Origin of the sequence: Archangium sp. Cb G35 (genome assembly GCF_001896145.1) — a bacterium.
GTDB classification, from domain to species: domain Bacteria; phylum Myxococcota; class Myxococcia; order Myxococcales; family Myxococcaceae; genus Archangium; species Archangium violaceum.
Window position 1 is genome coordinate 1 of the sequence record NZ_MPOI01000036.1, and the last position, 4,083, is coordinate 4,083.

General features: G+C 67.4%; 1 protein-coding gene and 1 pseudogene. Both read right to left on the reverse strand.

Annotated elements, in window-relative coordinates; translation table 11 throughout:
- Positions 1-433: 433 nt before the first annotated feature.
- Positions 434-3,571, reverse strand: a complete 3,138-nt coding sequence (locus BO221_RS52120; RefSeq protein WP_083682808.1) for an FG-GAP-like repeat-containing protein — start codon at positions 3,569-3,571, stop codon at positions 434-436.
- Positions 3,572-3,894: 323 nt separating this feature from the next.
- Positions 3,895-4,083 (reverse strand): annotated as a pseudogene (locus BO221_RS55295) (hypothetical protein); the annotation flags it as partial.

Below are 4,083 nucleotides of genomic sequence, written 5' to 3' on the forward strand. Positions count from 1 at the left end.
GACGTGTTGCAAGCTCCCCCCGTAGCCAGCACCACCAGCGCAACGAAGAGCCGCCCACGCCCCTGACCCCGCCACTCCGAGGGAACCAGGATGTTGCGTTTGAGTTTCATTCGGCCTCTCTCCTCCGCTTTCGGGCATGACCCGGTTTCACAACCAACCAGACAAGCTCAACCAATGTAGCGGTTGCTCTTGATTCGCGTTAAGCAGAAAAGACTATGAAGGCAGATGTGTGCCTTCTGATTGCCAGCGCCAAATGATGGCAATGACAGACTTGTTCCACCCAGGTGTAGCAACTGAGCCGTGCTGGCACCGCAGGTGCGAGAAACCCGCAGATGGAACGACGTGACCCGACGCCGTCCCAATGCGAAGGGCCCGGGACCGACTGCCGGTCCCGGGCCCCACACGACTTCACCCGGACTTCACCCGATACGGACTACCTGCAGAGCGCGCTGCCCTCGGCGGTGCCGGGCGGGCAGCCCTCGCCGACGCAGAACTTCACGCCGCTGTCCACCACCGTGCGGCCGGACTGGTCGTGCGGCACGTAGACGCGGCAGCTGCTCTGGGCGGAGACGCCGGCGTCGTTCGTGACGACGTAGTGCAGGGTGTAGACGCGGCCATCACCCGTGCCCTCGCGCTCGGAGCGCAGCTTCACGGACGTGGGGCTCGCGATGACCATGTCATCGCAGGTGCGGCCGTCACCGTTGCCGTTGGCGTCCTCCACCTCGTCCGAGGTGACGCGGAGGATGCGGCCGTACTTCTCCAGGGGCAGGGGCTTGCCGCAGGAATCCGTCGCGGGCGCCGCGCACTCGGAGAGGAGCAGGGGCAGGTACTCGTACTTGTGGTTGGGAGACCAGAGCTCCGTGCCCAGCTCGGCGCCCGGGGTGGGCGGCGTGGAGGGGCTGCCGCCGCTCACCTGGACGGAGAAGCTGCACGAGGACGTGTTGCCGAACGCATCCGTGGCCGAGCAGCTCACCGTGGTGTTCCCCGCGGGGAAGGTGGAGCCGGAGGCGTGCGAGCAGTTGACGGGCGCCTCGCCGCAGTTGTCCGTGGCCGAGACCGAGAAGCTGGCCGTGGAGCCACCCGCGCTGCACGTGTTCACGACCACCGGGGCGGTGGGGCAGCTGAGCACCGGCGGCGTGGTGTCGCCGGTCACCGTCACCTTGAAGCCGCAGGAGGCCGTGTTGCCGGAGGTGTCCGTGGCGCCGCAGGTAACGGCCGTCTCGCCCACCGGGAAGGTGGAGCCCGAGGCGTGCGAGCAGGAGACGGCGGCCGGGCCGCAGTTGTCCATGGCCGAGGCCGCGAAGGTGGCCGGGGCGCCCGCGGGCGAGCACGTCTCGAGCACCTGCGAGGCCGGGCAGCTGACGGCCGGCTTCGAGTTGTCCACCACGGTGACGTTGCCCACGCACTGGGCGCTCGCCTCACCATCCGAGGCCGTCAGCGTGACGGGGTGCGTGCCCAGGGGCAGCGACGTGTAGGGCACCTCGCTGATGGACAGCGGCGACGGCCCGTTGTCCGGGTCGTAGCTGCCGTTGTTCACGCTCGCGCTGCCCGTGCAGTACACGTCGGCGTTCACCGTCACGTCCCGGCACAGCGCCACCGGCGGCTGGTTGGCCGGAGTCGTGTCGCCGCACGTCAGGTTGCCCGTGGCCGAGGAGCCGTTGTTGTCCTCGCGGCACTCGGAAGTGGTGCCCTTGCCCGTGCCGTCGTCATCCACCACGGCCCACACCTCGGTGGTGCCGAAGCTGGTGGAGGACACCACGACGGTCGCGATGGCCGAACCGCCCACCGGCAGCGCGTCCGTCACCGTGGCCACGCCCAGCAGCGTGCCACCCGAGGCCGGGTTGCCCTTGTAGAAGGCCACCTTCACTCCCGCCCCTACCGCCGCCTGTCCCTGGTTGCGCACCCGCGCTCCCAGCACCAGCGAGCCATATCCGTCGCACGACGTCGTCACGTCGGAGGCGATGAGGTCCGGGCCCGCGAACGGGCTGGGGCCCTCACCGAAGTAGTTGGCCACGTTGGAGCGGAAGTTGTTGAGCTTGGGGTTGAGCCAGTTCGCCGCCTGCACCGACGGAATCGTTCCGTCGTTGTTCACGTTCGTGATGCTGTAGGCGTGCTGGTTCCAKATCTTGCGCGTCCCGGCCCAACCCTCCTTCTTGTCGTGCCACACRCGCACGCCGTTGAAGCCCGGAGCGCCGTGGTTGTTCTCCACCGTCACGATCTCCGCCGCYCCGTCCCCGTCCACGTCCGCCACAATCGGGAACTCGTGCGTCGTGCCCGAGCTGTGCGCCGTCTCCCAGCGCAGCGCTCCCGTCACTCCGTCGAAGATGCGCAGCTTCAGCTCGTCCGCGTAGATGACCTCCAGCCGCCCGTCATCCTCGAAGTCGAACGTCGTCGACGTCGTCTTTCCCGAGCTGTACTCCTGGATGGGGAACGTCCACTTCACCGTCCCGTCCACCCCGTACACCGTGTAGTTCCARTCTCCCGCCARGCCGATYTCCAGCTGCCCGTCCCCATCGAAGTCACCGATGTTGGGCGCWCCWCCATGGCCCGCCTTGTCGTGCAGCGGCAGGTCCGCGCCCGTCAGGTGCACCTGRCGCGTCCACAGCAGCTCGCAGTTGTCGTCCAGCAGGCTCACCTGGCCGTGCGTCGCCTCCAGGCTCTTGCCCACGACGACGATTTCCCCGGCCGCGTCCCCATCGAAGTTGGCCACGGCGGCGAAGCCATGGGGAATGTCCGTGTTGGCGCACTTGAGCGTGCCGTCGTGCCGGTACACAGAGCGGCCGTTGACCACCTCCAGCTTGCCGTCCTGGTCGATGTCCACCGCGAAGGACACGGGGCCCGTGAACAGCGCGCCGCCCATGCCATCGGAGCCCACCCACTTCAGGGTGCCCGTGTTGCTGTAGACGCGGTTGCCGTCGAGGATCTCCACGGCGCCGTCGCCATCCAGGTCCGCCAGCGAGAGGCCGCCCCACTCGTTGTAGTCGTTGGCGTCCGGCTCCGTGCGGAACTTGAAGGTGCCATCGTTCTCGAAGCAGATGATGCCGCGGCCGCTCTCGGGAATGCCGCAGATCTCCACGGCGCCGTCGCCGTCGATGTCACCGGCGGCGATGCTCGCGGCCGGCTTCACGCGGTAGGCCGAGTCCTCCACGGACCACAGCTCCGCCCCGGTGCTGCCGCTCACCGCGCGGAGCACGCCGTCGGCATTGCCATCCCGGCCTTCCTTGAAGGCCTCGTTGTAGAAGTCACCGTCGAAGGTGCTGAAGACGATGTCCGGAGTGCCATCCCGGTTCACGTCCACCACCACCGGCTGCATCATCACCTGCTTGTGCGCGGGGAGGACCGGGCTGCCCGTCCACTCCCACTGCAGCTCCGGCTCGAAGTTGGCCGTGAACGGAGGCTTCACCTCGCACCGCTCCGCCAGCTTCCCTGAATCGCGAGCCTTGGACTGCTCCTTCGACGCTGACGTGTTGCAAGCTCCCCCCGTAGCCAGCACCACCAGCGCAACGAAGAGCCGCCCACGCCCCTGACCCCGCCACTCCGAGGGAACCAGGATGTTGCGTTTGAGTTTCATTCGGCCTCTCTCCTCCGCTTTCGGGCATGACCCGGTTTCACAACCAACCAGACAAGCTCAACCAATGTAGCGGTTGCTCTTGATTCGCGTTAAGCAGAAAAGACTATGAAGGCAGATGTGTGCCTTCTGATTGCCAGCGCCAAATGATGGCAATGACAGACTTGTTCCACCCAGGTGTAGCAACTGAGCCGTGCTGGCACCGCAGGTGCGAGAAACCCGCAGATGGAACGACGTGACCCGACGCCGTCCCAATGCGAAGGGCCCGGGACCGACTGCCGGTCCCGGGCCCCACACGACTTCACCCGGACTTCACCCGATACGGACTACCTGCAGAGCGCGCTGCCCTCGGCGGTGCCGGGCGGGCAGCCCTCGCCGACGCAGAACTTCACGCCGCTGTCCACCACCGTGCGGCCGGACTGGTCGTGCGGCACGTAGACGCGGCAGCTGCTCTGGGCGGAGACGCCGGCGTCGTTCGTGACGACGTAGTGCAGGGTGTAGACGCGGCCATCACC